The 24,303-nt window shown below is 60.0% G+C and carries 27 protein-coding genes; 10 read left to right on the top strand and 17 right to left on the bottom strand.

Annotated features, from left to right (window positions below; genetic code table 11):
* Nucleotides 1-41: 41 nt before the first annotated feature.
* Nucleotides 42-1,436: a NorM family multidrug efflux MATE transporter gene (locus tag AWU82_RS11630; RefSeq protein ID WP_064379862.1), complete on the top strand. Its 1,395-nt coding sequence runs from the start codon at nucleotides 42-44 to the stop codon at nucleotides 1,434-1,436.
* 18 nt (nucleotides 1,437-1,454) lie between these two features.
* On the opposite strand, the gene AWU82_RS11625 is transcribed toward AWU82_RS11630, so the two are convergent.
* Both AWU82_RS11625 and AWU82_RS11620 read right to left on the bottom strand, forming a co-directional pair.
* Nucleotides 1,455-2,417, bottom strand: coding sequence for an IS110 family transposase (locus AWU82_RS11625; protein WP_190241581.1), 963 nt, complete (start codon nucleotides 2,415-2,417; stop codon nucleotides 1,455-1,457).
* 243 nt (nucleotides 2,418-2,660) lie between these two features.
* Entirely contained in the window at nucleotides 2,661-3,737 is a 1,077-nt protein-coding gene (locus tag AWU82_RS11620) for an aminopeptidase (protein ID WP_064379348.1), read from the bottom strand.
* Between the two features lie 58 nt (nucleotides 3,738-3,795).
* On the opposite strand from AWU82_RS11620, the gene AWU82_RS11615 reads away from it, so the two are divergent.
* Nucleotides 3,796-4,218 (top strand): PA0061/PA0062 family lipoprotein, encoded by a 423-nt coding sequence (locus tag AWU82_RS11615; RefSeq protein ID WP_011331815.1) that lies wholly within the window; start codon nucleotides 3,796-3,798, stop codon nucleotides 4,216-4,218.
* A 40-nt stretch (nucleotides 4,219-4,258) separates the two neighbouring features.
* Entirely contained in the window at nucleotides 4,259-4,678 is a 420-nt protein-coding gene (locus AWU82_RS11610; protein ID WP_064379347.1) for a PA0061/PA0062 family lipoprotein, read from the top strand.
* 6 nt (nucleotides 4,679-4,684) lie between these two features.
* On the opposite strand, the gene AWU82_RS11605 is transcribed toward AWU82_RS11610, so the two are convergent.
* Both AWU82_RS11605 and AWU82_RS11600 read right to left on the bottom strand, forming a co-directional pair.
* Complete coding sequence (locus AWU82_RS11605) at nucleotides 4,685-4,924, bottom strand: DUF1161 domain-containing protein (protein WP_064379345.1); 240 nt, start codon at nucleotides 4,922-4,924, stop codon at nucleotides 4,685-4,687.
* 102 nt (nucleotides 4,925-5,026) lie between these two features.
* Nucleotides 5,027-5,458, bottom strand: a complete 432-nt coding sequence (locus AWU82_RS11600; protein ID WP_011331817.1) for an OsmC family protein — start codon at nucleotides 5,456-5,458, stop codon at nucleotides 5,027-5,029.
* A gap of 243 nt (nucleotides 5,459-5,701) precedes the next feature.
* On the opposite strand from AWU82_RS11600, the gene AWU82_RS11595 reads away from it, so the two are divergent.
* On the top strand, nucleotides 5,702-6,703 hold the full coding sequence (locus AWU82_RS11595) for an LLM class flavin-dependent oxidoreductase (protein ID WP_064379343.1): 1,002 nt from the start codon (nucleotides 5,702-5,704) through the stop codon (nucleotides 6,701-6,703).
* A 61-nt stretch (nucleotides 6,704-6,764) separates the two neighbouring features.
* Here the strand turns inward: AWU82_RS11595 and AWU82_RS11590 are convergent, their stop codons facing one another.
* A complete protein-coding gene (locus tag AWU82_RS11590) occupies nucleotides 6,765-6,989 on the bottom strand; it encodes a DUF1161 domain-containing protein (protein ID WP_064379341.1) in 225 nt (74 codons plus the stop codon).
* A gap of 128 nt (nucleotides 6,990-7,117) precedes the next feature.
* The gene (locus AWU82_RS11585; protein ID WP_005783406.1) at nucleotides 7,118-7,333 is read right to left on the bottom strand and encodes a dodecin; all 216 of its coding nucleotides are present in this window, start codon (nucleotides 7,331-7,333) and stop codon (nucleotides 7,118-7,120) included.
* Nucleotides 7,334-7,489: 156 nt separating this feature from the next.
* Between AWU82_RS11585 and AWU82_RS11580 the strand changes: the two genes are divergently transcribed.
* Nucleotides 7,490-7,816 carry an ElaB/YgaM/YqjD family protein gene (locus AWU82_RS11580; protein ID WP_011331820.1) on the top strand — a complete coding sequence of 109 codons (327 nt, stop codon included), beginning with the start codon at nucleotides 7,490-7,492 and terminating at the stop codon, nucleotides 7,814-7,816.
* On the opposite strand, the gene AWU82_RS11575 is transcribed toward AWU82_RS11580, so the two are convergent.
* Nucleotides 7,789-8,706, bottom strand: coding sequence for a LysR family transcriptional regulator (locus AWU82_RS11575; RefSeq protein ID WP_064379338.1), 918 nt, complete (start codon nucleotides 8,704-8,706; stop codon nucleotides 7,789-7,791). The two genes, AWU82_RS11580 and AWU82_RS11575, sit on opposite strands and share 28 nt — an antisense overlap.
* Nucleotides 8,707-8,818: 112 nt before the next feature.
* On the opposite strand from AWU82_RS11575, the gene trpB reads away from it, so the two are divergent.
* The 3 genes from trpB (at nucleotide 8,819) to AWU82_RS11560 (ending at nucleotide 11,444) form a co-directional block, all read left to right on the top strand.
* Complete coding sequence (gene trpB / locus AWU82_RS11570) at nucleotides 8,819-10,066, top strand: tryptophan synthase subunit beta (protein WP_064379337.1); 1,248 nt, start codon at nucleotides 8,819-8,821, stop codon at nucleotides 10,064-10,066.
* Nucleotides 10,066-10,878, top strand: coding sequence for a tryptophan synthase subunit alpha (gene trpA, locus AWU82_RS11565; RefSeq protein WP_064379334.1), 813 nt, complete (start codon nucleotides 10,066-10,068; stop codon nucleotides 10,876-10,878). Before trpB ends, trpA begins: the two co-directional genes overlap by 1 nt.
* Before the next feature lie 122 nt (nucleotides 10,879-11,000).
* Nucleotides 11,001-11,444, top strand: coding sequence for an anti-virulence regulator CigR family protein (locus AWU82_RS11560; protein ID WP_064379331.1), 444 nt, complete (start codon nucleotides 11,001-11,003; stop codon nucleotides 11,442-11,444).
* A 68-nt stretch (nucleotides 11,445-11,512) separates the two neighbouring features.
* Here AWU82_RS11560 and AWU82_RS11555 read toward each other — a convergent pair whose 3' ends face one another.
* The 10 genes from AWU82_RS11555 to AWU82_RS11510 all read right to left on the bottom strand — a co-directional run bounded on the left by AWU82_RS11555 (nucleotide 11,513) and on the right by AWU82_RS11510 (nucleotide 21,355).
* Complete coding sequence (locus AWU82_RS11555) at nucleotides 11,513-13,474, bottom strand: DUF7844 domain-containing protein (RefSeq protein WP_064379330.1); 1,962 nt, start codon at nucleotides 13,472-13,474, stop codon at nucleotides 11,513-11,515.
* Entirely contained in the window at nucleotides 13,471-13,791 is a 321-nt protein-coding gene (locus AWU82_RS11550) for a DUF2388 domain-containing protein (RefSeq protein ID WP_007953910.1), read from the bottom strand. The genes AWU82_RS11555 and AWU82_RS11550 overlap by 4 nt, the downstream gene beginning before the upstream one ends.
* Nucleotides 13,792-13,818: 27 nt before the next feature.
* The gene (locus tag AWU82_RS11545; RefSeq protein WP_064379328.1) at nucleotides 13,819-14,127 is read right to left on the bottom strand and encodes a DUF2388 domain-containing protein; all 309 of its coding nucleotides are present in this window, start codon (nucleotides 14,125-14,127) and stop codon (nucleotides 13,819-13,821) included.
* A gap of 107 nt (nucleotides 14,128-14,234) precedes the next feature.
* Complete coding sequence (locus tag AWU82_RS11540; RefSeq protein ID WP_064379326.1) at nucleotides 14,235-14,552, bottom strand: DUF2388 domain-containing protein; 318 nt, start codon at nucleotides 14,550-14,552, stop codon at nucleotides 14,235-14,237.
* 333 nt (nucleotides 14,553-14,885) lie between these two features.
* Nucleotides 14,886-15,101, bottom strand: coding sequence for a DUF1127 domain-containing protein (locus AWU82_RS11535; protein ID WP_011331828.1), 216 nt, complete (start codon nucleotides 15,099-15,101; stop codon nucleotides 14,886-14,888).
* Between the two features lie 321 nt (nucleotides 15,102-15,422).
* Nucleotides 15,423-16,916: a succinyl-CoA:acetate CoA-transferase ScpC gene (gene scpC / locus AWU82_RS11530; protein ID WP_064379325.1), complete on the bottom strand. Its 1,494-nt coding sequence runs from the start codon at nucleotides 16,914-16,916 to the stop codon at nucleotides 15,423-15,425.
* Between the two features lie 214 nt (nucleotides 16,917-17,130).
* Complete coding sequence (locus AWU82_RS11525) at nucleotides 17,131-18,564, bottom strand: NAD(P)(+) transhydrogenase (Re/Si-specific) subunit beta (RefSeq protein ID WP_064379322.1); 1,434 nt, start codon at nucleotides 18,562-18,564, stop codon at nucleotides 17,131-17,133.
* A complete protein-coding gene (locus tag AWU82_RS11520) occupies nucleotides 18,564-18,884 on the bottom strand; it encodes an NAD(P) transhydrogenase subunit alpha part 2 (RefSeq protein WP_003220416.1) in 321 nt (106 codons plus the stop codon). Before AWU82_RS11520 ends, AWU82_RS11525 begins: the two co-directional genes overlap by 1 nt.
* Before the next feature lie 15 nt (nucleotides 18,885-18,899).
* Nucleotides 18,900-20,021: a Re/Si-specific NAD(P)(+) transhydrogenase subunit alpha gene (locus AWU82_RS11515; protein WP_064379320.1), complete on the bottom strand. Its 1,122-nt coding sequence runs from the start codon at nucleotides 20,019-20,021 to the stop codon at nucleotides 18,900-18,902.
* A 434-nt stretch (nucleotides 20,022-20,455) separates the two neighbouring features.
* Nucleotides 20,456-21,355 (bottom strand): LysR family transcriptional regulator, encoded by a 900-nt coding sequence (locus tag AWU82_RS11510; protein ID WP_064379318.1) that lies wholly within the window; start codon nucleotides 21,353-21,355, stop codon nucleotides 20,456-20,458.
* 158 nt (nucleotides 21,356-21,513) lie between these two features.
* Between AWU82_RS11510 and AWU82_RS11505 the strand changes: the two genes are divergently transcribed.
* Nucleotides 21,514-22,695: an acyl-CoA dehydrogenase gene (locus tag AWU82_RS11505; protein WP_064379316.1), complete on the top strand. Its 1,182-nt coding sequence runs from the start codon at nucleotides 21,514-21,516 to the stop codon at nucleotides 22,693-22,695.
* A 13-nt stretch (nucleotides 22,696-22,708) separates the two neighbouring features.
* Entirely contained in the window at nucleotides 22,709-23,929 is a 1,221-nt protein-coding gene (locus AWU82_RS11500; protein WP_064379314.1) for a CaiB/BaiF CoA transferase family protein, read from the top strand.
* Nucleotides 23,930-24,303: the final 374 nt, after the last annotated feature.

Genomic DNA, 24,303 nt, shown 5'->3' with positions numbered 1-24,303 from the left:
TCGACGGTCTCTTGCCCCCTCTTTTAAAAGGATGTGAAAACATGCAGCGTCCTGTGCGTACCGAACTCTGGGCCATCCTGCGGCTGGCGGGGCCGTTGATCGCCTCGCAGTTGGCGCACATGCTGATGGTGCTGACCGATACCCTGATGATGGCGCGCCTCAGTCCCGAAGCGCTGGCCGGCGGTGGCCTGGGCGCGGCCACTTATTCATTCGTGTCTATTTTCTGCATCGGCGTGATCGCGGCGGTCGGCACCCTGGTGGCGATTCGTCAGGGCGCCGGCGACATCATCGGCGCCGCCCGCCTGACTCAGGCCGGGCTGTGGCTGGCGTGGCTGATGGCGCTCGGTGCCGGGTTGCTGTTGTGGAATCTGAAACCGGTGCTGTTGCTGTTCGGCCAGACCGAGACCAACGTCAACGCCGCCGGGCAGTTTCTGATCGCCCTGCCATTCGCCCTGCCCGGCTACCTGAGCTTCATGGCCTTGCGCGGTTTCACCAGCGCCATCGGCCGGGCAACACCCGTGATGGTTATCAGCCTCGCCGGCACGGTGGCCAACTTCCTGCTCAACTACGCGCTGATCACCGGCATGTTCGGCCTGCCAAAACTCGGGCTGACCGGTATCGGCCTGGTCACGGCGATTGTCGCCAGCTGCATGGCACTGGCACTGGCCTGGCATATTCGCCGGCATCCGGCCTATGACGCCTACCCGTTGCGCGAAGGCCTGTCGCGGCCGAACCGGCAGTACCTGAAAGAGCTCTGGCGCCTGGGCCTGCCGATCGGCGGCACCTACGCAGTGGAAGTCGGGCTGTTCGCTTTCGCGGCGCTGTGCATGGGCACCATGGGCAGCACCCAACTGGCGGCGCACCAGATTGCTCTGCAAATCGTCTCGGTGGCGTTCATGGTTCCGGCGGGGATGTCTTATGCGATCACCATGCGCGTCGGCCAGCATTACGGCGCCGGGCAATTGAACGATGCGCGAACGTCGGGACGGGTCGGCATCGCGTTCGGCGCGGTGGTGATGCTGGGGTTTGCGATGGTGTTCTGGTTACTGCCGAATCAGCTGGTCGGTTTGTTCCTCGACCATGACGATCCGGCGTTTGCCGAGGTGATTCGTCTGGCCGTGAGCCTGCTGGCCGTGGCAGCTTGGTTCGAGCTGTTCGACGGCACGCAGACGATTGCCATGGGCTGTATTCGCGGGCTCAAGGATGCCAAGACCACGTTTCTGATCGGGCTCGGTTGCTACTGGCTGATCGGCGCGCCGGCCGCGTGGCTGATGGCGTTCCATCTGCACTGGGGGCCGACCGGCGTCTGGTGGGGTCTGGCGCTGGGGCTGGCCTGCGCGGCGGTGAGCCTGACGCTGGCATTCGAATGGAAGATGAAGCGGATGATTCGGCTGGAACCACAATCTCAAGGCTTCAAGATCGCTCAGCCAGAATGAGTTTCACTGTGGGAGATTCTATGTTGCAGGGGAACCCTGCAACCTTAAATTGGGTTGGTATTCGCTCTGATTTTTCATGAGGGCGAATGCCACCCGGCAAAGCTTACGGGCGAGGATGACCAAAGCCTGAGTTCTGGCTAGACCTCTTGCCAGATAGGATTCATAGAACGGTTTCCAAACAGGGGACCGACAAGCTGCCATAGCTGCATTGTGTGCAAGACGCCGTAATTCTCCGTCACCTTTTTTGCTCAAGTGGCGAGGACTGTGTTTCTTGCCTGAGTCCTTTGCCTTCAAATCCATTCCCAGAAAGGCGATGAACGCATCGGCGCTGGCGAACTCACCTCGCATATACGTAGTTGCCAAGCCCGTTGCCGTGAGTTCACCAATCCCTTCAATCGCTTTGCAGCGTCTGATGTTTTCGCTAATGCCGGCCTCTTGGCTGTCTTTGCGGAGTAATTCCTGAATGGCCTGATCAAGCTGTTTGAAATGCTCCAACCCATAGGCCAAAAGATCTTCAAGGAGAGGTTCGTTTGACCAGCTCAGCATGATACTGACTCGGGCCTTCATCAGCTGCGCACGCTTGTTAAGCAGACGTTTCAACTCCGTGTAGTGCCGTGGTGGTGGGCTCCAGACCCGCAGCCGGTGCTGTTCACTGGTTAGATAACGCGCCAGAAGACGTGCATCACAAGGGTCGGTTTTTGCACGCTGACCGATGCTTTCGCGGTAATGGCTCACCCGGTAAGGGTCCACGACGTAAACCCGATGCCCCATACCATGGGCCAGGTCGGCCGTGTCCAGGTGGTAGAGATTAGTGGCTTCCAGGGCGATCGAGCTTTGTGCGGGCAAGGTCTTCAGCCAACGACCTACAGACGTGCGGGCATTGTTGATGACCTGGGTAATTTCCAGATCTTCGCGATAAATAACGTTTTCGGCCTTGGCCACATCGACACCAATCACTGTTGGCGAGGTAAGGATTGTCATGACGAATCCTCGGAGCTAGGGTTTAAGAGCTTGTCGGGGTCTACCGTAGCGCTGGCTTGCCTCTATCGTCGGTTTTACCGATGAATTCCTTATCGGCGCTTTAGGTAGAAAGGGCGGGACGAGAAGTCTCCCACGGTCCGTACTGGCTAGAGTCGGAATCGAGCTTTTAGTCCCGCCCACCCCTTCAAGTCTAAACATACAAGCGAGCTTGCTCGCGATGGGGCCAAAAAAGCCGCTGTAGATTTATGAGCCTGCCAGCACTTTCAAAGCCGACTTACGCTCAACGACTGGCAAGCCACCCAACTTCTCGACCTCTGCGTAAAACCTGACCCAATTCCCTTCGACCTGCCTGAACAACGCCGCAAACGCCGGCACCCACTGGTCATACAGCCCGAACGGCAACAACCGTGCATTGTTCAACGGCGCATTGACCCAGGCGTCATAGCGTTTGTCGCCGGCCCACTGGTCATCGCGCATCGCTCGGTAATCCTGTCGAAACCGTTCGAACTCCGCCGCCTTGCGCTCGCGCATCTGCGCTGTCGCCAATGGTTGTGAATAGAGTTTTTCGAGGCGTGAACGGGTGCCGAGGATCAGCTGAATGAATTGATCCCGCTGCTTGAGCTTCGAGTCGTTTTCCGGGGGCAAGCCCCGAAATGCTCGCCACTGCCGCGTACCTTCCTGCTCGACGAAGGTCGCGAAGGACTCGTTGAACTCGGTGTCGTCTTTCACATAGAAGCGCTGGTGGGCCAGCTCATGGAAGATCAGCGTCGCCAGACGCTCGTCGCCCCAGCCCATCATCGAATTGAGGATCGGGTCGTTGAACCAGCCGAGGGTCGAGTAGGCCTCGACGCCGCCGATCGACACGTCCATGCCTTGCAGGCGCTGAATCGCAGCTTCGCCCCGCGCCGCGCTCTGGCTGTAGTAGCCGCGATAGGCCACGCAACCGGCAATCGGGAAGCAATGGTTCTGCGGGCTCAGGGAAAACTCCGGGGTGGCGAACACATTCCACACGACAAACGGCCGGCCGATATCGGCGTAAAGGCGATAGCTTTGGTTGTCCGGCAGGTGCAGGTGTTCGCTGGCGAAGGCCCGGGCTTTCTGGGATTGGGCCAGGTGAGTGCGCAGCTTGGCGTCGCGAGCCGGGTCTGCGATCACCTTGGCCACCGGCTCCCGCGCCCGCAAAAGCTGCAGCTGACCGCTGGCCAGCTGGCCGTAATAGCTCAGGCTTGAGCAACCGTTGAGCAAAAAAATCATCACACCCGGAAACAAAATCCGCAAAACGCGATCAAGTAACCCATGGCTTGGAAGCGGCCTGATCAAAATAAGAAATCCCCCCGGAAAGTCTGCCCAAGACTATCCCGCCCATTGGAGCTCCGCTATGCGCATGTTGATACTGACAGGAAGCGTGCTGACGCTGGCCGGTTGTGCCGGATTCGGAATGCCGACCCCTGACCCCTCGCAAGCCTGGATCGATCTGGATGCCCGGCAACAGGACACGGCGTTGCAGGCGCTGGAAGTCGACAACAAGGCTTCCGTCGATCATCGTTACTTCGAAGTGCAGCCCGGCAGCCATGAGCTGAGGGTGCGTTATCAATTTCCGGTCGAGGCGACCAACATCGGCCCGGATGCCGAGCCGCTATGGCGTGATTGTCAGTTGAGCGTGAAATTCAAGGATTTCAACGCCGGCCAGCGTTATCAGTTGCAGGCGGGAAGCATCGGTTTCCGCCCGTGGGCCAAACTCTATGATCAACAACGCAATGTGGTGGGCCAGGGCACGCCGGCAGGCTGCCAGCGAACCTGATCGGCGTTATGCTGGATGTCCGAACTCACGGACATTCATCATGCGCACGTTGATGCTGTTGCTCGCCGCCGGCCTGCTCGCTGGTTGCCAGACGCCGTTGCCCCCCGTTGACTCGAACATGGCCTGGGTCGAGTTCTCGACGCCGTCCCCGGGCGGGAAACTGCTGATGGCCGAGCGTCTCGACAACCAGCGGCTGACTGACGGGCGTTTCTTCCAGGTAACGCCCGGCAGCCACGAGTTGCGGGTGCGCTTCGATTTTGAAGTGTTCGGGGGAGGTGGCAGCCTGATGACCGGCCCGGTGGAGCGCCTGTGTTATCTGACCATCCGCTACGATCATTTCGAAGCGGGGCAGCGCTACAGGCTGGAAGGCCGTTCTCTGGCCTTCACCCCGAGTGCCCGCCTGTATAACGACAAGCGGGAAATCGTCGCCGAGGATCGCGAAGTCTACTGCATCATCTGAAGCGTATCAGCGGTCGTTCTTCTGATAGATGACCTTTTTTGTGCCGTTGTCGCAGGTGCCGACGATCATGGCGATGTCGTGTTTCTCAGCCTCCTCTTTGGAGACTATCTCCAGGGTGTAGGAGGGCACGGCATTCGCCTGAATCTTGATTTCAATCTCTTGCTTGAGTTCTTCGCAGTCTTTGGGCGCTGCGAAGGCCGACGTTGCCAGCACGCCACAGATAACCGCCAAGGCAAAACGTTTCATGGTTGAAGCTCCATCGAAGCAGCGCGCACGAAGATGCGCGAAAGCTGCTGTCACTTATTCGACCACATTTTTGCCTGGCGGGTTCTGATCCGGCTCAAGCAGTCAGCTGACCAGTGAGGCGTCGAGGCTGATTTTCGCATTGAGCACCTTGGACACCGGGCAACCTTCCTTGGCCTTGTTGCTCAGCTCCTCGAACTGCGCCTGGGTCGCTCCCGGAATTTTTGCCTTGAGGATCAATTTCACCGCGGTGATTGCAAAGCCGCCGTCCACCTGATCCAGCGTGACCTCGGCCTGGGTGTCGATGCTGTCGGCCTTGAGCCCGGCGTCACCGAGAATCATCGAGAACGCCATGGAGAAACAGCCCGCATGGGCAGCGCCGATCAGTTCTTCCGGATTGGTACCCTTGCCGCCTTCGAAGCGCGCCTTGAAGCCGTAGGGCGCTTCACGCAGGACGCCGGTTTCGGTGGAAATCGAGCCGATGCCGGTTTTCAGGTCACCTTCCCAATGCGCGGATGCCTTCTTCACGATAGCCATGTGTGCCTCCTTCAAATCGGGCGCGAAACGCCGCGCCGTCGTGGTTTTTGCCTGCAAGGCTTCTGAGGATAGACGCCGGAACAAAGTTCAGCCCAAGTAAATCGTTGACTTTTTTAGTAGGAAATTTCGGATCGGCTATTGAAACTCGGGTATATGCCCTCATTGCACAGAACACGCTTATGAATTGGGCAGGTTTGCGTTCGCCAAGAACACACCTGCGCCCTCAATCGGAGATGCAGGTTTATGAAGCAACTGTCCGACGTAAAGTTTTCCACCCTCGACCTGGTGCCGGTGCGCGAGAACGGCAGCCCGGCCCAGTCGCTGCGCAACTCGCTGGATCTGGCACAGCACGTCGAAAAGTTCGGCTACACCCGGTTCTGGGTCGCCGAGCACCACAACATGGATGGCATCGCCAGTTCCGCCACCTCGGTGTTGCTGGGCTATCTGGCCGGCGGCACGTCGACCATCCGGGTCGGCTCTGGCGGTGTGATGCTGCCCAACCATGCGCCGCTGGTGATCGCCGAGCAGTTTGGCACCCTTGAAAGCCTCTATCCGGGTCGGATCGACCTCGGCCTGGGCCGTGCACCGGGTTCCGATCAGATGACTGCCCGTGCCCTGCGCCGCGAGCGCTCCGGCAGCGCCGATGACTTCCCTGAAGACGTGGCTGAACTGGCGCGCTTTCTCGGGCCGCGCACCCCTGATCAGCGCGTGATCGCGATGCCGGGCACCGGCACCAATGTACCGATCTGGCTGCTCGGCTCCAGCCTGTTCAGTGCGCAACTGGCCGGCGAGCGCGGTTTGCCCTACGCCTTCGCCTCGCATTTCGCTCCGCGCTTCATGCACGAGGCGATTCGCGTCTACCGCAATCACTTCAAGCCGTCAGCGGTACTCGATAAGCCGTACGTGATGCTCGGCGTGCCGCTGGTGGCCGCGGACACTGATGAACAGGCCGACTACCTGGCGACCTCGGTGTACCAACGAATCCTCGCGCTGATGCGTGGGCAAAGTCTGGTGCAGCGTCCGCCGGTAAAAACCATGGACGGCCTGTGGTTGCCCCACGAGCGTGAGGCGGTGGGGGATTTCCTCGGTCTGGCGATGGTCGGCAGTCCGCAGAAAATCCGCGCGAAACTCGAAGTGCTGATCGAACAGACCCAGGCTGATGAGCTGATCTTCACCAGCGACCTGTACGAACACGCCGACCGCCTGCACTCCTACGAGCTGCTGGCGCAGGTGATGAAGGGCTGAGCCCGATTGCCGTTCAAAAAAAAGCCGACGTATTGCGTCGGCTTTTGTTTTTCCGGCGTGATCAGTCGCGCTTGTAGACGATTTCCTTCGCGCCGCCCTCGCACTTGCCGACGACCCTGCCGCCAGCTGCAGCACCTTTATCGACGATCTCCAGCGAATACCTAGAAACGCCCTTGGCATCGAGTTTGGCCGCAATTTCTGCCTTCAGTTCTTCACAAGGCTTGCCGGCAGCAAACGCACCACCCGCAAGGCTCAACAAACCTACTGCCAATATCAACTTCTTCATCGGTCGCACTCCCTGGTCGGATTAATTAAGGCGGGCATCGAGCCATTCGCTCGATGCGCTCACCTCGTAGCGCATTGCCATTCCTATGGCACTCGGCCAGCGCGCAAGTTCAGAAGCGTAGACCAAACTCAGCTGCTGGCAATCCGGAACCCGACTTTCAGGGTCACTTGAAAGTGCGCCGCCTTGCCGTCCTTGATGTGGCCGCGGGTTTCGGTCACTTCGAACCATTCCAGATGCTTGATGCTCTTGTTGGCCTCCGCCAACGCATTGTTGATCGCGTCTTCGATGCTGGTGGTGGACGAACCGACCAGCTCGACTTTCTTGTAGGTGTGATGGTCACTCATGGTGTTCTCCTTGAAGTGTGCAATTGAGCCTAGCAGCGATTTGCCGTGTTGATTTCGGCGATCCTGGCGAGAGGAAGTTCAGATTTTCTGCACTTTCCAGAAACGCTGAAGTCCCAACCAACACACGCCACTCATCACCAATGCAGGAGAGCCACCATGGCCAACACCTCGTTACGCAAAGCCTCGTTGCAAAGCATGGAAGCGGAGATCGAGAGTCTGCTCAAATCGTTGGAAAGCCTGAAGGACGACGCTTCTGACGAGTCGCGCAAGACCCTCAAGGCGCTGAAAAGCAATGCCGAAAGTGCGCTGAAACATTCGCGCAGCCTGCTCAGCGATGCCTACGAAGAAGTCAAAGTCAAAACCCGCGAGACCGGGATCGCCACCCGCGATTACGCACAGGAACACCCGTGGACGACTGCCGGTGTTGCGGTTGGTGCGCTGGGTCTTCTGGCCGCTTATCTGCTGTTCAAGCGCGGCGAGTGATCCGCCTGGCGCAGCTCGTTTCTGAGCCACTGCGCCAGTTGCCGGGCGCGTCCGTCTGCGGCGCGCTTGGGTAGCCACAACGCCAGTTGCGCCGGGGTTTCACTGAAATCCCACGGCGCGACCAAGCGTCCGGCCTTCAAGTCTTCGGTCACCAGCGGCTCTGGCGCGATTGCCACGCCCAAGCCGGCGACGGCCGCTTCCAGCAAGTAATACAAGTGCTCGAAACCTTGCCCCAGTTTCAACGCCTTGGCGTCGAGGCCGCTTTGCTGTGCCCAGCTCGGCCAGGCTTGCGGGCGTGAAGTCGTGTGCAGCAAGGGCTCGTTGAGCAGGGCGATGGGCGGTGCTGATTGCAGGCGCTGGTAGCCGCTGAACAGCGGGCTCATGACCGGGCCGATGCGCTCGCTGGCCAGCTCATAGACTTGCATGTCTGCCGGCCATGGCGGCTCGGCGAACAGCAGCAATGCATCCAGCCCCGGGCGACGCGGGTCGAGATCGCCTTCACCGGCTGACAGGTGCAGACGCAAATCCGGCAGATCGGCATTCAGCCTTCCCAGTCGCGGAATGAACCAGCGCGCCAGCAAGCTACCGGAGCAACCAAGCACGAACGGCGCGTCCGCGGTGCTTTGGGTGAGGTCGGCGCAAACGCTGCGCAAACGGTCGAAAGCCTCGCCGCTGGCATCGCGCAGGCGAATGCCGGCATCTGTGAGTTTCAGGCCACGACCGTCCTTGACGAAAAGACTGACGCCGAGATGCTCTTCCAGCACCTTGAGCTGGCGGCTGACCGCACCGTGAGTCACGTGCAGTTGCTCCGCAGCCTGGCTGACACTGTTCAGGCGGGCGGTGGCTTCGAAGGCGCGCAGGGCGTTCAGCGGGGGAAGGTCATGGCTCATGATATCTGTGAGTTTTCCTGACAGGTTGTGGCGATCTTATCGGTTTTCAGCCTGGAAGGTCAGGGGTAGAGTGGACGCCATTGTCTTCTCGTGAAATCCGCTGGAGCGAACCATGACCCAGACTTCGAACACCTCCGATCTGCGTAACGGCCCTGACGCCAACGGCCTGTTTGGCTCGTTCGGCGGCCGTTACGTTGCCGAAACCCTGATGCCGTTGATCCTCGACCTGGCCCGCGAATACGAAGCAGCCAAGGAAGATCCGGCGTTCAAAGAAGAATTGGCCTACTTCCAGCGTGACTATGTCGGACGTCCGAGCCCGCTGTATTTCGCCGAGCGCCTGACCGAGTTCTGCGGTGGCGCCAAGATCTACCTCAAGCGCGAAGAGCTGAACCACACCGGCGCGCACAAGATCAACAACTGCATCGGCCAGATCCTGCTGGCGCGGCGCATGGGCAAAAAACGCATCATCGCCGAGACCGGCGCCGGCATGCACGGCGTGGCCACCGCCACCGTGGCTGCGCGTTTCGGTCTGGACTGCGTGATCTACATGGGCACCACTGACATCGAACGCCAACAGGCCAACGTGTTCCGCATGAAGCTGCTGGGCGCCGAGGTGATCCCGGTGGTCGCCGGCACCGGCACCCTGAAAGACGCAATGAACGAAGCGCTGCGTGACTGGGTGACCAACGTCGACAGCACTTTCTACCTGATCGGCACCGTGGCCGGTCCGCACCCTTACCCGGCCATGGTTCGCGACTTCCAGGCGGTGATCGGCAAGGAAACCCGCGATCAACTGCAAGCCCAGGAAGGCCGCCTGCCGGACAGCCTGGTGGCGTGCATCGGCGGCGGTTCCAACGCCATGGGCCTGTTCCACCCGTTCCTCGACGACAAGAGCGTTGAAATCATCGGTGTCGAAGCCGCCGGTTACGGCATCGAGACCGGCAAGCACGCGGCCAGCCTCAACGGCGGTGTACCGGGTGTGCTGCACGGCAACCGCACCTTCCTGCTGCAGGACGACGATGGTCAGATCATCGACGCCCACTCGATTTCCGCCGGTCTCGACTATCCGGGCATCGGCCCTGAGCACGCGTGGTTGCATGACATCGGCCGCGTCCAGTACACCTCGGTGACCGACGACGAAGCACTCGCCGCATTCCACCAGTGCTGCCGTCTGGAAGGGATCATCCCGGCACTGGAAAGCGCCCATGCCCTGGCCGAAGTATTCAAACGCGCACCGAAGCTGCCGAAGGATCACCTGATGGTGGTCAACCTGTCCGGCCGCGGCGACAAAGACATGCAGACCGTCATGCACCACATGGAACACTCTCAACAAGAGCAATCCAAGCAGGAGAAACACTGATGAGCCGCCTGCAAACCCGCTTTGCCGAACTCAAGGAACAGAACCGCGCCGCCCTGGTGACCTTCGTCACGGCTGGCGACCCGGACTACGACACTTCGCTGGCGATCCTCAAAGGCCTGCCGAAAGCCGGTGCCGACGTGATCGAACTGGGCATGCCGTTCACCGACCCGATGGCCGATGGCCCGGCGATTCAGCTGGCGAACATCCGTGCCTTGGGCGCCAAGCAGAACCTGACGAAAACCCTGCAAATGGTTCGCGAGTTCCGCCAGGACAACAGCGACACGCCGCTGGTGCTGATGGGTTACTTCAACCCGATCCACAAGTTCGGCGTCGAGCGCTTCATCGCCGAAGCCAAAGAGGCGGGCGTGGACGGCCTGATCGTGGTCGACATGCCTCCGGAGCACAACTCGGAGCTGTGCGACCCGGCCCAGGCGGCAGGCATCGACTTCATCCGTTTGACCACCCCGACCACCGATGATGCGCGTTTGCCAAAAGTCTTGAACGGCAGCTCCGGCTTCGTTTACTACGTGTCGGTTGCCGGTGTGACCGGTGCCGGTGCGGCGACGCTGGAACACGTCGAGGAAGCGGTGGTGCGTCTGCGTCGTCATACCGACCTGCCGATCAGCATCGGTTTTGGTATCCGCACGCCGGAGCAAGCCGCGTCCATCGCGCGTCTGGCCGATGGTGTGGTGGTGGGTTCAGCACTGATCGATCACATCGCCAGCGCGACCACACCGGACCAGGCCATCGATGGCGTGCTGAGCCTGTGTTCGGCGCTGTCCGAAGGCGTGCGTAAGGCTCGCGTCAGCTGAAGGTAAAGTTCCTGATACAGAGGAATTAGGGCCTCGCGGCACAGACTAATTGAGCAAGACCGAGGGGTTCAGAGCCACGTTCTGAACCCCTTTTTGCTGTCAGTGCAGTGAGGAAAGACCCGATGAAAATGCCGAAACGTCTGATTGCCAGTCTGGGCGTGCTGATGATCAGCGCGACGCCGCTGCTGGCCAGCGCCGATCCGCGCGACGATCACGACCACGGCGGCCCGCAACAGGGCCACTACGACAATCGCGGTGGCGATCACCATGATTGGCAAAGCAACCATCGCGGCGGCCCGCCGCCTCGGGACTTCGGCCCGGTGCGTCAGGTGATCCGTGACAATCATGGCTATTTCGTTCGCGGTGCGCCGCCCCCTCCAGGCATCCATCTGGTACGTGGCCGACCGCTGCCCCATGGCTATTACGGCGAGCGGCTGGATAACCGGGCGTTGAGTCGCCTGCCGTATTACCCGGGTTATGAATGGCGTCGTGCCGGCGGTGACATCGTGCTGATCGCGGTGGGCACCGGGATCGTTTACGAAGTGCTGGATGGCGTTCTGTACTGATCGTCAGGCAATAAAAAAGACCGCAGCCTTCACAGGCTGCGGTCTTTTGTTTTCGGGGCCGTTGTTTTTCAGGGCAACTCGAGTCCGCCCGAGGCCTTGTGCAATTTGCGCAGATGCTCGCCGATCTGCTTTACGTTGGCCTCGCTGGCCGCAATCTCGGCCGCTCGTTTGGGCTCGAGCAATGCGCGTACTTCCTTATCGAGATCGCTGGTCAGTGCCAGCAATTGTTTCTGGCGCTGGCTGCTTTCCGCTTCAAGCCTGCTGAACTCGCTCGGTTGCGGCAAGCCATAACCTCGGGAGTCGAGCAGTTCTGCCGGTCGGCTGAGGAAGCCGCTGTTGGCGAGGATCTGCTGCAAGGTCGCGTTGGCCTTGTCCATGCCACCGTTCTCCAGCTCCCGGGCGCCGAGGTAGCGTTGCTTCACCTCATCCTGAGCCAGCAACAGTTGGCGGCGGAAACTGGCCTGCTCCAGCAATAACAGCGCGGCGCTGGTGCGCAGGTCAGCCCGTTCGAACCATGGGCGACGCTCTTCAGCGGACAGCGAAAGCCATTCTTCAACGGTTGTCTGCTTGATCGGCAATTGCTTCTTCAACACATCGAACATCGCCTGATATCGATCACGGAACGAGTCGAAGCGATAACCCAGGCGCAACGCCTCTTTCGGATCATCGAGCACGCTGGTGTCAGCCAGGCCTCGGCCCTTCAGCACTTCCAGCAAACCGTTGGGCATGATGCTGTCGAGGCCGGTGAGCCGGGCGTTGTTGCTGCCGCTGCGTAGCAGTTTCAGGCCTTCGACCGCACAGTTATTGGAGAGGAAGAAGTAATTGCCGTCGTAGCTCCAGTGCATTTCGGCGGCGTGTTCGACCACGCCCTCGATTTCGCTGCGCGAGAGATTCAGCGGGACCGAAGCGAGGCTGCGCAGTTCGGTCTTGGTGTATTCGTCGATCACCTGCGCCAGCGGCAACACAAATAGACGCGACGGGTACTTGCCGACCAGCCCGTCCCAGCTCGACAACTGCACGTCGCCGACGAAGGCGCGGTATGAGAGCACCAGATGCTGGTCCAGATCCAGTCGGCAGTCCGGCCCGCGTGGCCGCCCCGGTGCGCAGATCACCAGACGCAGCATGCTGTGGCCCCAACGGCTGACCCAGTTCTGGTTGGCTTCGGCCAACAGATAATCCACCGCGTACACGCGTTCCGGATCGACCTGGCCCAGGGGCTGTTTGGCAAAGTCGTTGCCGGCATTGAGGAAGGCGAAAGTTTTGGCGCATTCATCCTTTGCCGGCGGTGCCCAGCCGAAGTGCTGCTGGTAATAGCGATACAGCGCCGGGCGGCGGCAGGCGTAGCTCGGGTCGAGGAGGAAATACTCCATGTTGACCGCGACAAACTCCTTCGGGCTGGAGATTTCGTAAAGGTCGGGGCTGCGAGCGATCTGCCGGTTGTGCTGTTCACGTTCGCCACGACGGCCAACGTATTGCTGCCAGCCGGCGAGATCGAGCAGGCGTGGATCATCGCTGAGGGTGAAGCGGCGACCGTTCTGGCCGCGGCACTCATCGGGAATGCCGATCAGCCCGGCGCTGTTGTTGCGGCGGGTACAGCGCTGGATCAGCGTGCGTTCGGCCGCCGGCCACAAGCGCGCGCGATCGTAAATGTGGGTGATTTCGTGCAGCACCGTGGCCAGCAGTTCCCGGCGTACAGTGCCGTGGGGACGATTGGTTTTTTGAGTGGCCGCGCTGCCATCGGTGAGGCTGGCGAGCAGTTTGCGGTTCAGGTCCAGCTCGGAGACGAGCGTCGCTTGACCATAGGCATTGCCGGGCATGTCGTCGGTCCAGCCGACATCGATGCGCCGGTCCAGGCGTTCGATGAAGCTCGGCGGCAATACCTGCATGGCTTCATCGAGCAACGCCTGGCTGGCCTGTTGTTGGGCGGGGCTCAAGCCATCGGTCTTGAGCCGCAATTGCAGGCCGGCGTGGGCGCTGTTGCCAAGCAGCAACAACGCCCCGGCCAGCAGCCAGGCGCCGAGTGACCTCACAGTGCGAGGATGGCTTCGGCGAGTACCTGATCACTGGCGTCGCGGGCTTCCGGCACGCGGGTGCGCAAGGTATTGAAGGCCGCCTCCAGGTTTGCACCACGGATATCACCGTCGCTGGCCACGAAACTGGCAGCGTCGTCGTGGGCTTCGCGGATGATTTTCGAATCGCGAATCGACGTAGTGGTGTCGGAGGTGAAATCGATGGTGCGCTGGGAGGCGCGGACGATGATGTTACTGGTGGCTACCAGGGTGTGTGCCTGGGCCATATCGGCCAACAACAGCAGGCCAAGGGCGGCAGCAATCAGCGGGCTACGCATGGAACGACTCCGAAAGGACAGGGATGACTATTGGACGAGAATTGCCTGTGCCAGTTCAAGGTCGCTGACATGAAGTTTTGGCCGACTCTTGCGCAGGTAATGCAGGGCGGATTCGAGCTGTGCGCCGCGCATCTGGCCGTCACTGGCAACGAACGCTGCGGCATCGTCGTGCGCGGCGACGATCAGTTTACGGTCGAACGGCGCGGAAGACACCATGCCGGTGGCCCAGACGCTGACCACAGTGTTCTGTGTGGACATGTCGAAGGCGTCTGCCAGAGGAGCCCAGCAGGCGGTGATCAGTACAGAGGGGATAAGCAGATTTGTAAGAAAACGCATGGGACTCGGCAACTGTTGGCGAGTCCCAAGGCTAGCGCAATGCCCGGACTAGAGCCAGCGCCGAAACATCGGGACACGACCGGCGTGCCCCGCGATGTTTCTGTCGCTTAGATCGTCAGGATGGCTTGGGCCAACTGTGCGTCGGTCGCGTTCAGTTGCGGAGCCTGATGACGGATGTGATCAAGTGCGCTCTCCAGTTTCACGCCACGGATCTCGCCTTCGCTGGCCACGAAGCTGGCAGCGTCGTCACGAGCAGCGAGCACGATCTTGTCATCACGGAAGGAAGAGGTGACGTCGGAGGTGGCATCGGAAGAAGACTTCAGTGCGCCAACCACGGCGTCGGTGGTCACGATGAAGCTGGTGGCGCTGGCGTTGGCAGCGACGGCCAGCAGGGCGGCAGCGCTGAACAGGCGAAGACGGGACATGGGAGAACTCCTGTGGATAAACCGTATTGAGAGGTGGCTCGGTGTCTGAAGGTCAGACGCCAGTCGCACAGCATTCGCCACGTTCTGCATGGATCTTAGGCTTCCGTTCGGGATTCGCACAGTGGTCAGGATGCTGGCCTGAACACATTTTGCGTAACTGTACTTGTTATTAATCTGTTTTTAGAAAACTGTACCTGTCTGGTGTTTCAGGCTGGATATTCAGATTTTTCTGCCCTGAAACAACAAGACCCGTCGCGGTTTTCCGCGACGGGTCTTGTGTGTTCAATTCGGGTTGCTGGCGGTGGGTCTAGCGACCAGAGCCAGCGACGCTGATTAGCGCCAGAACGGCTTGCTCAGCTCTTCGTAGCGTTGTGCTTCGCTGATACCGGCATCGGCCAGCAGACGCGAATCCAGACGAGCCAGTTGATGGCGGCTGGAGATGCGGCGCTGCCACAACATCAGGTTGGCGATAACGCGCAGAGGCAGGGAAGCCTGGGTTTTTACAGCTTTGTCTTCGAAGAACAGTTCGGAACTGAGTGTACGTTCCATGGTTGACATCCTTCCGCTTGTGGCGGGATTAGGTAGTGGTTTAACTGGTGCCCATGATCCTCTCGTTTGGCGAGACTCTCTAGATACAGTTCACCTGTATTGTGAGTGACCAGTTAACTGTTTATAGGGGGTGTACGGGTCAAAATTGCGCAAACTGTACCTGTCTGCGCTTATTTGGTGCATTTTTACCCAGTTCGATGATTAGAGTAGGCAAAAGCCGTAGGAAAAGACCGGTACAGCAGTACAGTTTTTGACGGCTATGGCGGTTTTCAAAATTCCGCTGACGAAACTGTGTTTGCGCCAGCGGAAAATCTGTGCGGATTACACCGCCAGCATGCGTCCGGTTTCTTCCAGATTGATATGCCAGCTCAGGGCGTCACGCAGGATGTGCGGGGTGTGGCCGCCGATCGCACAGGCTTTTTCGAAGTAATCGTTCAGCGCCGGGCGGTAATCCGGGTGCACGCAATTATCGATGATGACCCGGGCGCGTTCCCGTGGCGCCAGGCCGCGAAGGTCGGCCAGGCCCACCTCGGTCACCAGGATGTCGACGTCATGTTCGGTATGGTCGACGTGGCTGACCATCGGCACCACGCTGGAAATCGCGCCACCCTTGGCGATCGACTTGGTCACGAACACCGCCAGGTGTGCGTTGCGCGCGAAGTCGCCCGAGCCGCCGATGCCGTTCATCATCCGCGTGCCGCAGACATGGGTGGAGTTGACGTTGCCATAGATGTCGAACTCAAGGGCGGTATTGATGCCGATGATACCCAGGCGCCGCACCACTTCCGGGTGGTTGGAGATCTCTTGCGGGCGCAGTACCAGTTTGTCCTTGTACTTCTCCAGGTTGCCGAACACGTCGCTGTTGCGCCGCTCCGACAGGGTGATCGAGCTGCCCGAGGCGAAGCTCAGCTTGCCCGCATCAATCAGGTCAAAGGTCGAGTCCTGCAGCACTTCGGAATACATGGTCAAGTCTTCGAACGGCGAATCGATCAGCCCGCACATCACCGCGTTGGCGATGTTGCCGATGCCGGCCTGCAACGGGCCGAGCTTGTTGGTCATGCGCCCGGCATCGACTTCCTGCTTGAGGAAGGTGATCAGGTGATCGGCGATGGCTTTGGTATCGATATCCGGCGATGACACGGTGGACGGCGAGTCCGACTGTTGGGTGATGACGATGGCGACGATTTTCTCCGGCGGGATCGGGATCGCAGTGCTGCCGATGCGGTCGTCGACCTTTACCAGCGGAATGGGCGTGCGGGTCGGGCGATAGGTCGGAATGTAGATGTCATGCAGACCTTCGAGGTTGGCGTTGTGCGCCAGGTTGATCTCGACGATCACGTGTTTGGCGAAGATCGCGAAGCTCGCCGAGTTGCCCACCGAAGTGGTCGGCACGATATGGCCCTGTTCGGTGATGGCCACGGCTTCGATCACGGCGATGTCCGGCAGCTTCAGCTGCTGGTTGCGCAGTTGTTCGACGGTTTCCGAGAGGTGCTGGTCGATGAACATCACTTCGCCGGCGTTGATCGCCTTGCGCAAGGTGCTGTCGACCTGGAACGGCATGCGCCGCGACAGCACGCCGGCCTCGGTCAGTTGCTTGTCGAGGTCGTTGCCCAGGCTGGCGCCGGTCATCAGGCTGATCTTCAGCGGCGTGACCTTGGCTCGCTCGGCCAGCGCATGGGGCACGGCCTTGGCTTCGCCAGCGCGGGTGAAGCCGCTCATGCCGACGGTCATGCCGTCCTCAATCAGCGCAGCGGCGTCGGCGGCGCTCATCACTTTATCCAACAACGAAGGCAGGCGAATACGGTCACGGTACATGGATTATTTTCTCGGGCAGCGAGTAGCAGGATGCGCAGTCTAGTGAATTTCGCGAGCGCCTGTCCCGCTACCAAGGTCGCAAACGAGGCGTCTATTTAGCGGGTTTCAAGTAAAACACCGTTACTGGATCTGCAACAACGCGGCAAATTGTCCGACGGTTTGCGCAAACAAAAACGCCCCGACAAGTCGGGGCGTTCGGTGTTGCCGGCGAGGGTTACTCGACCGCTTTGACCATGTCTTCGATGACTTTCTTCGCGTCGCCGAACACCATCATGGTCTTGTCCAGGTAGAACAGTTCGTTGTCCAGACCGGCATAGCCGCTGGCCATCGAGCGCTTGTTGACGATGATGGTCTTGGCCTTGAACGCTTCGAGGATCGGCATGCCGGCAATCGGCGATTTCGGATCGTTCTTGGCGGCCGGGTTGACCACGTCGTTGGCGCCCAGCACCAGCACCACGTCGGCCTGGCCGAACTCGGAGTTGATGTCTTCCATCTCGAACACCTGGTCGTACGGCACTTCGGCCTCGGCCAGCAGTACGTTCATGTGTCCGGGCATCCGACCGGCCACCGGGTGGATCGCGTACTTCACGGTCACGCCATGGTGGGTCAGCTTCTCGGTCAGCTCTTTCAAGGCGTGCTGTGCGCGAGCCACCGCCAAGCCGTAACCAGGAACAATGATCACAGTGTCGGCGTTGGTCAGTAGGAAAGTCGCGTCGTCAGCCGAACCGGATTTCACCGGACGGGCTTCCTTCTCACCGGCAGGGCCGGCATCTGTTGTATTGCCGAAACCGCCGAGCAGTACATTAAAGAAGGAACGGTTCATCGCCTTGCACATGATGTACGAGAGGATCGCACCGCTCGAACCCACCAGCGAGCCTGCAATGATCAGCATCGAGTTGTTCAGCGAGAAGCCGATCCCCGCCGCTGCCCAGCCGGAATAGCTGTTGAGCATCGACACCACCACCGGCATGTCGGCGCCGCCGATCGGGATGATGATCAGCACGCCCATGACGAACGCCAGGGCCAGCATCAGTGCGAACGCGGCGAGGTTGCCGGTCAGCATGAAGGTGACGCCGAGGATCAGCGTCGCCAGACCCAGTACTGCGTTCAGCTTGTGCTGACCGCTGAACTGTACCGGTGCGCCCTGGAACAGGCGGAACTTGTACTTGCCCGACAGCTTGCCGAAAGCGATCACCGAACCGGAGAAGGTGATTGCACCGATGGCTGCGCCGAGGAACAGCTCCAGACGGTTACCCGCCGGGATCGAGTCGCCCAGTTGCTTGACGATGCCCAGCGACTGCGGCTCGACCACGGCCGCAATGGCGATGAACACCGCTGCCAGGCCGATCATGCTGTGCATGAACGCAACCAGTTCCGGCATCTTGGTCATTTCCACGCGCTTGGCCATGATCGAACCGGCGGTGCCGCCGATCAGCAGGCCGACAATTACATAACCGATGCCTGCGGTCGCCAGCTCAGCGCCCAGCTTATAGATGAGGCCGACAGTGGTGATGATTGCCAGCGCCATGCCGAGCATGCCGAACAGGTTGCCGCGGCGCGACGTGGTCGGGTGCGACAGCCCCTTGAGGGCCTGGATGAAGCAGATCGACGCGATCAGGTAGAGCGTCGTGACGAGGTTCATGCTCATTACTTAGGCGCCTCTTCTTTTGCTTTCGGGGCTTTCTTCTTGAACATCTCAAGCATGCGGCGGGTCACCAGGAAGCCACCGAACACGTTGACCGCGGCCAGTGCCACGGCGAGGGTGCCCATGGTCTTGCCCAGCGGGGTGACGGTCAGTGCGGCCGCGAGCATGGCGCCGACGATCACGATCGCCGAAATGGCGTTGGTCACTGCCATCAAAGGCGTATGCAGCGCGGGTGTAACGTTCCAGACCACGTGGTAACCGACATAAATCGCCAGCACGAAGATGATCAGGTTGTAGATACCGGGGGAGATAAGCTCTTCCATCGTCTGAATCCCTGCTTAGGCGTTTTTGCGGATGACTTGGCCGTCGCGGCACATCAGGCACGCGGCGACGATATCGTCTTCGAGGTTCACTTCGAGCTGGCCTTCTTTGGTGAAGACCAGCTTCAGGAAGTCCAGCAGGTTGCGTGCGTACAGCGCCGAGGCGTCTGCGGCGACTTCACCGGCGAGGTTGGTCGGGCCGACGATGGTCACGCCGTTCTCGATCACGACCTGATCGGCCACGGTCAGCGGGCAGTTGCCACCCTGGGCTGCCGCGAGGTCGATAACCACCGAGCCGGGTTTCATCTGCGCCACGGTGTCCGCGCTCAACAGCGTCGGCGCCTTGCGGCCCGGAATCAGTGCGGTGGTGATGACGATGTCAGCCTGCTTGGCGCGCTCGTGCACGGCCTGGGCCTGACGCTGCATCCAGCTCGCCGGCATCGGGCGTGCGTAACCGCCGACGCCGACCGCGCATTCGCGTTCTTCGTCGGTCTCGTAAGGCACGTCGACGAACTTGGCGCCGAGGGATTCGATCTGTTCCTTCACGGCCGGACGTACGTCGGACGCTTCGATGACGGCGCCCAGACGTTTCGCCGTGGCAATCGCCTGCAACCCGGCCACACCGGCCCCCAGAATCAGCACGCGCGCCGCTTTCACGGTGCCCGCAGCAGTCATCAGCATCGGCATGAAGCGCGGATAGTAGTGAGCGGCCAGCAGCACGGCCTTATAGCCGGCAATGTTCGCCTGGGACGACAGCACGTCGAGGCTCTGGGCCCGGGAGGTACGTGGCGCCGCTTCCAGGGCGAACGCGGTAATCCCGCACTCGGCCATCTTCGCGATGGTGTCGTTGTTGAACGGGTTGAGCATGCCCACCAGCACCGTTCCGCGCTTGATCAGCGTCAGTTCGGCATCGCTTGGCGCGACCACTTTGAGAATCAGCTCGGCGCCAAACGCGTCATTGGCACTGCCAATGGTTGCGCCTGCCGCTTCATAGGCACTGTCGACAACGCTGGCTTTAACGCCGGCGCCGGTTTGCACAGTGACTTTATGACCTTGGCTGATCAGCTTTTTAATGGTTTCCGGGGTTGCAGCAACCCGTGTTTCACCGGTCTGGGTTTCGAGAGGAACACCAATGTGCACGTCAAATCTCCTGCGTGATCTTATTGAGTAAACCCATGCACTACGGATGGTGCGACTGGGGCGGCCGATCAGCACGATCCCGCCAAATCAGGGCGGGGCGCGGCATTTTGCAGGCGAAGTTTATGCCCTTCAAGGGATTATGACGGGTGACGGAAAATTAACTACAAGTCATCCCGTGACCGAATGTCGCAGATGGCCAGTTGAATCCCTTGCAGGCCGTGCCTTTCAAGGAGTCTGGATGAATTTGGAGAATTTTCTCATCGGTGACGTGAATAGGTCGCAATGAGTCGCGAATGAGGGCGCAAAGCCACGTCGGCAGGCGCTTGTGGGACGTCTGTACGACTTTCGGATACAGTCTGTCTATTTGCGACAAATAGTTATATCTGTAGGGCTTTTATTTTCCTGACTACGAGGTTAGTAATCGTTGGAAGCCTTTATTCTTCGGGGTTGTAGCTGTGTGCCTGGTTCACCAGCCAGTCGCGAAAAGCCTTGAGTGACGCTGATTCGACCTTTCGCTCCGGAATCATCAGGTAATACGCCTTGATGCTGGAGAGCGCGTTCGGGTTGGCAATCACCAGGCGTTTCTCGGCCAGTTCGCGCTGAATCAGGAACGGTGGGATCAGCGCGATGCCCATGTCGTGCATGGCGGCCTGGGCCAGCATGGAGAATAGCTCGTAGCGCGGACCTGTCATGTCGCGGGGAATGTTCAGGTGTTGCGAGTTGAACCACTGTCGCCAGGCGTACGGGCGGGTGGTTTGCTGGAGCAGCGGCAGATCGGCGATCTCATCGGGTGTCAGATGCGTCTTGTTGCCGAGCAGGGCAGGACTGCACACCGGCATCGGATTCTCGCCCATCAACCTGTGGGATTCGGTACCGGACCAGTCGGCGTCGCCGAAGTAGATCGCCGCGTCGAAATCGGTGTCGGCAAACAGGAACGGGCGCGTGCGGTTGGTCAGGTTGACTGTCACCTCCGGATGCTTGAGCTGGAAGTCCTTCAGTCTTGGCAGCAGCCATTGCGTGCCGAAGGTGGGCACCACGGCGAGCTCGATCACATTGGTGCCTTGCTGACCCATCACCGACAGGGTGTCGCGCTCAACGGCATCTAGCTGAGTCGCTACACGGCGGCTGTAGGAAAGCCCCGCTTCGGTCAGCTTCACTCCGCGACGCGAGCGTCGGAACAGTTCGACGCTGAGGAAGTCCTCGAGGCTGGCGATCTGTCGACAAATGGCGCCCTGTGTGAGGGAAAGCTCTTCGGCGGCCTTGGTAAAGCTCTCGTGTCGGGCGGCGGCTTCGAAGCTGATCAGGGCGGTGGTGCTGGGTATCTTGCGGCGCATGTACGTCAACCTCACTAATACATTGCTTAATCGGCGTTTCGCGACGTTTCGGAGTGAGAAATTAGCACAACAGGATGCAAAAACCTCGTTTGCCGGGATGGCGAAGCGGGCCTAGGATCAATGCCACGTTAATTCACCCGATTTGCGAGGACTCACTCATGGGCGGCAAAGCTAGCTTCAACTGGATCGATCCCCTGCTGCTGGATCAACAGCTGACTGAAGAAGAACGCATGATCCGCGACACTGCCGAGCAATTCGCCCAGCAGAGCCTCGCGCCGCGCGTTCTCGAAGCCTTCCGCCATGAGAAGACCGATCCGGCGATCTTCCGTGAAATGGGTGAGGTCGGCCTGTTGGGCGCGACCATCCCCGAGCAGTACGGTGGCAGCGGCCTCAACTACGTCAGCTATGGCCTGATTGCCCGTGAGGTCGAGCGTGTCGACTCTGGCTACCGTTCGATGATGAGCGTGCAATCTTCGCTGGTGATGGTGCCGATCAACGAATTCGGTACCGAAGCACAGAAACAGAAGTACCTGCCGAAACTGGCTTCCGGGGAGTGGATCGGCTGCTTCGGTCTGACCGAACCGAACCACGGTTCTGACCCGGGCGCGATGATTACGCGTGCACGCAAAGTGGAAGGCGGCTACAGCCTGACCGGCGCCAAGATGTGGATCACCAACAGCCCGATCGCCGATGTGTTCGTGGTCTGGGCCAAAGACGATGCCGGCGACATCCGTGGTTTCGTTCTGGAGAAGGGCTGGAAAGGCCTGAGCGCTCCGGCGATTCACGGCAAGGTCGGCCTGCGGGCTTCGATCACCGGCGAAATTGTCATGGACAATGTGTTCGTGCCGGAAGAGAACATCTTCCCGGATGTGCGTGGACTGAAAGGTCCGTTCACCTGCCTCAACTCCGCACGTTATGGCATCTCCTGGGGGGCGCTGGGTGCTGCCGAGTTCTGCTGGCACACCGCTCGCCAGTACACCCTGGATCGTCAGCAGTTCGGTCGTCCGTTGGCTGCCACTCAGTTGATCCAGAAGAAGCTGGCTGACATGCAGACCGAGATCACTCTGGCGCTGCAAGGCTGTCTGCGTCTGGGTCGCATGAAGGATGAGGGCACTGCTGCGGTTGAAATCACTTCGATCATGAAGCGCAACTCTTGCGGCAAGTCTCTCGAGATCGCCCGCATGGCGCGTGACATGTTGGGCGGCAACGGGATCTCTGATGAGTTCGGGGTGGCCCGTCACCTGGTCAACCTGGAAGTGGTGAATACCTATGAAGGTACTCACGACGTTCACGCGCTGATCCTCGGTCGTGCGCAGACCGGCCTGCAGGCGTTCTATTAACAGGAGAGCGACCATGGGCGCGCTGTCGCATCTACGGGTACTGGATTTATCGCGAGTGCTGGCCGGCCCATGGGCCGGGCAAATTCTTGCCGACCTTGGGGCGGAAGTGATCAAGGTCGAGCGCCCGGGTAATGGTGACGACACTCGCGCCTGGGGGCCGCCCTTCCTGAAGGACGCTTACGGCGAGAACACCAGCGAGGCGGCTTATTACCTGTCGGCCAACCGCAACAAACAATCGGTGACGATCGACTTCACGCGTCCCGAAGGTCAGAAGCTGGTTCGGGAGCTGGCAGCCAAGTCCGACATCCTGATCGAGAACTTCAAGGTGGGTGGTCTGGCGGCCTATGGCCTGGATTACGAGTCGTTGAAGGCGATCAATCCTGATCTGATTTATTGCTCGATCACCGGTTTTGGTCAAACCGGACCGTATGCCAAGCGCGCGGGTTATGACTTCATGATCCAGGGTCTCGGCGGGCTGATGAGTCTGACCGGGCGGCCTGAAGGTGATGAGGGTGCGGGGCCGGTGAAGGTGGGTGTGGCGCTCACGGATATCCTGACGGGGCTGTATTCGACCGTGGCGATTCTGGCGGCGCTGGCCCACCGTGATCACGATGGTAGCGGTCAGCACATCGATATGGCGCTGCTGGATGTTCAGGTGGCGTGCCTGGCCAACCAGGCGATGAACTACCTGACGACGGGCACTGCGCCAAAGCGGCTGGGTAATGCGCATCCGAACATCGTGCCGTATCAGGATTTTCCTACGGCCGATGGCGACTTCATTCTTACCGTGGGCAATGACGGGCAGTTCCGCAAATTCGCCGAAGTGGCCGGGCAGCCGCAGTGGGCGGACGATCCGCGTTTCGCGACTAATAAGTTGCGGGTGGCGAACCGTGCGGTGCTGATTCCGCTGATTCGTCAGGCGACGGTTTTCAAGACTACTGCCGAGTGGGTGGCTCAGCTTGAGCAGGCGGGTGTACCGTGTGGACCGATCAATGATCTGTCACAGGTGTTTGAGGATCCACAGGTGAAGTCTCGCGGGTTGGCGATTGAGCTGCCTCACGCGCTGGCGGGGATGGTGCCGCAGGTGGCCAGCCCGATCCGGTTGTCACGCACGCCTGTCGAGTATCGCCATGCGCCTCCTTTGTTGGGCGAGCATACGTTGGAGGTTTTGCAGCGGGTGCTGGGTCTTGGGGCTGGAGCAGTGGCTGCGATGAAAGAGGATGGAGTGCTCTGATGGTTCTCTCCATATAGAAGGGATACTGAATCCTTCTTCTATATAGAGGGAGTTGGATGTTTTTTGACCTGTCTGCAAGTTATTGAAAGAAAAGCGAAATTAAGGGTTGACGGCAGATTCTGAGTCTCTATAATTCGCCCCACTTCCGGCGCAGTCGAAACGGAAAACTCCTTGAGATTCAATGAGTTAAGTAAGTTTCGAAGCGGGTCGCTTCAGTTTATCGAGGCCTGGAAGAAGTTGGAGATGCTGGTTTTTTCGGCGCTTTCAACGGTTCGATCTTCTCGGCCGAAAGCGGAGAAAAAGAGGTGTTGACAGCAGCGTGTAACGCTGTAGAATTCGCCTCCCGCTAACGAGAGATCGGAAGCGCAAGTGGT

Source organism: Pseudomonas glycinae, from assembly GCF_001594225.2.
Classification (GTDB): domain Bacteria; phylum Pseudomonadota; class Gammaproteobacteria; order Pseudomonadales; family Pseudomonadaceae; genus Aquipseudomonas; species Aquipseudomonas glycinae.
This window is presented reverse-complemented; position numbering and strand designations above follow the sequence as displayed.